The sequence below is a fragment of the Stieleria sp. genome, from assembly GCF_041595215.1.
GTDB lineage: Bacteria > Planctomycetota > Planctomycetia > Pirellulales > Pirellulaceae > Stieleria > Stieleria magnilauensis.
In genome coordinates this window covers 1-4,201 of sequence record NZ_JBFHKV010000791.1, presented here as the reverse complement: position 1 = coordinate 4,201, position 4,201 = coordinate 1, and the positions used below count along the sequence as shown (strand labels likewise).

Below are 4,201 nucleotides of genomic sequence, written 5' to 3'. Positions count from 1 at the left end.
GCCCGGCATTCGCTCGGTGATCGACACCGGCACGGCACGCATCAGCCGCTACAGCCCACGCAGCAAGCTGCAGCGATTGCCGATCGAACCGGTCAGCCGCGCGAGTGCGGACCAACGCGCCGGTCGCTGCGGCCGCGTCGGTCCCGGCGTCTGCGTGCGTCTGTATTCGCCGATGGACTTTGAGTCCCGTGATGCCTTCACGACACCCGAGATACGTCGGACCAACTTGGCGTCGGTCGTGCTGCAAAGCAAGATGCTGGGATTCGGATCGCTGGACGCGTTGCCGCTGTTGGATGTGCCGCGACCGGAATCGATCCGCGAAGGCGTCCAGACGTTGCTGGAACTCGGCGCGATCGACGAACAACAAGAATTGACGGCGATCGGAAAGTCACTCGGCCGCATGCCGGTCGATCCGCGGATCGGACGCATCATCTTGGCTGCGGATGAACTGGGCGTGCTGCCGGAAATCTTGCCGATCGCGGCGGCGATGGAAATTCCCGATCCCCGACAACGTCCGCAAGACCAGCAGCAAGCGGCCGACCAGGCGCACGCGGAATTCCGCGACGCCGAAAGCGATTTCCTTTCGTTTCTCAGACTGTGGCGCTATTACGAACAGGCCCGCGCCGATTGCTCGCGGGCCAAACTCACACGCCAACTGCGTCGGCGTTTCCTGTCCCCGACACGGATGCGGGAATGGGCCGATACCTACCGCCAACTCCGTGAGATCGCATCCGACCTGAACCGCTCGCGGGCCGCCGGTGCATCGTCGCCGCGACGGCGAATCGGCGCGATTCAGTTCGCCGACGATCAAACCAAGCAAACGATCGACAAAGAGCGTTACACGGCGGTCCACCAGGCGCTGTTGAGCGGTTTCCTGTCCGGCGTCGCCATGGCCGGCGAAAAAAATGTTTACCTGGGGCCACGGAATTTAAAGCTGTTCCTGTGGCCCGGCAGCGGCGTGTTCGAATCCAAACCGAAGTGGATCGTCGCCGCCGAACTGGTGGAAACCAGCAAACAATATGCCCGCACCGTGGCAAAGATCCAGCCGCAATGGGTCGAAGCCATCGGCGCCCACCTGCTCAAGTCGTCCTACAGCGATCCACACTGGAGCCAGAAGTCGGGCGGTGCGTTTTGTTACCAACGTCAATCCTTGTTTGGGTTGCCGATCGTCGTCCGCCGCCGCGTGCCGCTGCCGCCGGTCGATCCGGCCACGGCACGCGACCTGTTGATCCAGCACGGACTGGTCGAACAGCAATTGCAAACCAATGCCAGGTTCGTGCGACACAACCGATCACTTCGGGAATCGTTCGAAGTGCTGGCGGCTAAAACGCGACGACGCGACATGGTCGTCGATGACTTTGTTGTCGCGCAGTTCTATCAACAACGTCTGCCGGCCGACGTCTGTGACAAGGGGCGACTGGAGAAACTGGCCAAAGCCATGCCGGTGCCCGATTGGGCCCGCCGGCTCACCGATTCGACGGCGCTGTCGGCCTGGCTGCATGATCGCCCGGACGTGCCGGCCGACGAGACCACGTTGTTCATGATGCCGTCCGATTTGATCGACATCGCCACGGATGAAATCTCCAGCGACTCCTTTCCCGATCAGCTGACCGTCGGCAAGACCGAACTGCCGCTGAAGTATCGGTACGAACCCGGCGCCGAAGATGATGGCGTCAGCTTGCGGATCCACCAAGCGGCCGTCTCCCAAATCAGCGACGATCGACTCGGTTGGCTCGTCCCAGGGCTGCTGCCCGGCAAGATCATCGCGATGATCAAATCGCTGCCCAAACGGATCCGTCGCAACCTGGTTCCCGCTGCCGATGTCGCCCAGCAAATCTACGAGGAACTGTTACCGCAATACGGCCAGGTCCCGTTCATGCCGGCGCTGTGCAGTGCGATGTCACGCCACGCGGAGATGACGATCAGCGAATCTGATTTTCAAGACGAAAAACTGGAGGAACATCTGCGGTTCCTGATCTCCGTCGTCGATGACGAGGGCAAGCTGATCGCGCAAGGTCGATCGGTCGAGCCACTGGCCCGGCAATTCGGAGGCAGTGGCGGCGAGGCATCCAGCGACGCCGGCGGCCAGATGGATACCGAGTTGCCCAGCGAACCGATGCGGTCCTTTGATCTGGATCATCTGCCGGTCGATGTCACACGCGAGCGCGGCGGGGTGCGCGTCGCGCAGTATCCCGCACTCGTCGACCAGGGCGATCATGTCACGATCGGATTGTTTCCCGACCAAGCGTCTGCCGATTCGATCATGCGGCAGGGCCTGACCCGGCTGTATGCGATCAGCGAACGCGCGGAACTGAGACGCCAAGTCCGTTGGTTGCCGGAGTTGAACGAAACCAAGATCCGACTCGCCGGTGCGGTTCCGGCGGCCCAGTTCGAACCGTCATTGATCGACCTGTTGGCGCGGATCGCCTTTGTCGAAAACCAAGCCCTGCCGCGGGGCCGCGAGGCCTTCGAAGCGCGGCGGGTCGATCGCGGCGAACGCATCTCCGTCGCCGTTCAAGAAGTCGCGAAATGGCTGACCCAGTTCGGCCAGTCGTACTTGAACATGCGGAGCGAAATCGAATCGCTTTCCACCTCGCGGTTCGCCGCCGCCGGCAAGGACGTGCAGGAACAGCTCCGCTGGCTGGTTCATCCTGATTTCTTGTCTGTCACACCCTGGCAGTGGCTGCAGCACTACCCGCGCTATCTGTCGGCGATCACCTATCGATTGGACAAACTGCGTAGCGGTGCCGGATCACGCGATCAATCCGGTGCGGAAACCGTGGCCGGTCTCTGGCAGCAGTGGATCGCGCGGTTTCCCGATGCAGAACAGCAACCCAAAGCCCGCTCGGCGGACGAATTTCGCTGGATGATCGAAGAATTGCGTGTCAGCCTGTTTGCCCAGCCGCTAGGCACCTCGATTAAGATTTCCGCCAAACGCTGCGAAAAATGGCTGGCGCAACAGTGACCGCGACCGCTACCGCTTCGTTGACCCTGGCAACCCGAGGGCTAAATCGGCCAAAAAAAATATTAAAGTCGAAACACACTCCGTTATCGGACGATAACGGAGTATTCTATGGCGGTGCGGTCTCTTTGAGCATTCGGAGTCGTCCGCTGCATGAAGAAGTGGCAGTTTTGAAACAATCCGTCGCCAGAACGACACACCCCTGGTTGCATCGGAATCAATTCGAGATTGCCAAAAATTAATTTCCGAGTCGTTTTTCGTGTGAAAAGAGGATGAATTCCACGGTCAGGACCCAAGAAGTGGGCGGCAAGGGCGAAAAAAGGCATGCGGCTTGCTGCTACTGAAGGAACGTTCCCCAAAGAACCTTTGTTAATACGATGAACCCCGAGCTTGGTGGGCGCGTCTAACTGGCAGAGACGACGTGGGACTGAGATTCAGTTTCCAGCTTTGATCACATCACAACCACCCCCAACCGGAGGGTTTCGATATGTCGACATCCAGCGACAAACAAACGCCAAGTTTGAAGAGCGAATCGGCCAAGCAGGTGATCACGACGAATTGGGATCAGTTCACCGCGCTGGTCGAAGACGTCTCGCGGGCGGAGTTTGCCACGTGGCTCGACGAAGAGCTGATCCAACTGGAAAAGGATCTGGATCGGTTCGTGACCAGCAACTCCCGGTACAGCGGTCGTCGGTAACGGCATGAACATCTGGTCGCCTGGCCGTTTGCGCTTGATCGCATTCGGCCGGGTGTCCCCCGGTAGCGACGCCACCACGGCATCGTCGCGAACCGACGCTGCCGTTCTTCTACACGCAGCGATTCTTCTTCACGCTGCCACTCTCCTTCACGCGGGGACGACCGACGCCTTTTCTTAGCGATCATCATGATCGAACGTCGGAACCCTTCCAACGGATCTCGCCGAGCGGACACAGTCGATCCACGGGCTGTTCGCAAATCAAGCCTCGGCCGTCCAAGGTCCAGACGTATTCGCTACGGCGAAAATCGTTATTCTAGGTCTCGATGACGACCGGGTCGCAATCCACTGCCTTTTGGAACGAGCGACCGACCGTGGCTGCGAGCGAGCCCGGTGGCGTAACGGGGCAACTGCTGTCGCGCAACAGCGCAACCGTTGGGGTGTGGCAGCGATTGAAACAGGTCGAACCAACGAAGACAGGTCGTTTGGATTGATGGGCCACCGTTGAGGGCAGCCCGATCACCCGAGTTGGGCCCGAGGCAGTC

The 4,201-nt window shown here is 60.2% G+C and carries 2 protein-coding genes; both read left to right on the top strand.

What is annotated here, in order from left to right; translation table 11 throughout:
- Positions 1 to 2,965, top strand: a 2,965-nt coding sequence (gene hrpA / locus ABX749_RS24240) for an ATP-dependent RNA helicase HrpA (protein ID WP_372898260.1), incomplete at its 5' end; no start/stop codon positions are given.
- Between the two features lie 484 nt (positions 2,966 to 3,449).
- Positions 3,450 to 3,659, top strand: coding sequence for a hypothetical protein (locus ABX749_RS24235; RefSeq protein WP_095741367.1), 210 nt, complete (start codon positions 3,450 to 3,452; stop codon positions 3,657 to 3,659).
- The last annotated feature ends 542 nt before the right edge of the window (positions 3,660 to 4,201 follow it).

Bases quoted from the DNA above. Each gene is read 5' to 3' on its own strand.
- ABX749_RS24235 (WP_095741367.1), top strand. From the start codon at position 3,450: ATGTCGACATCCAGCGACAAACAAACGCCAAGTTTGAAGAGCGAATCG.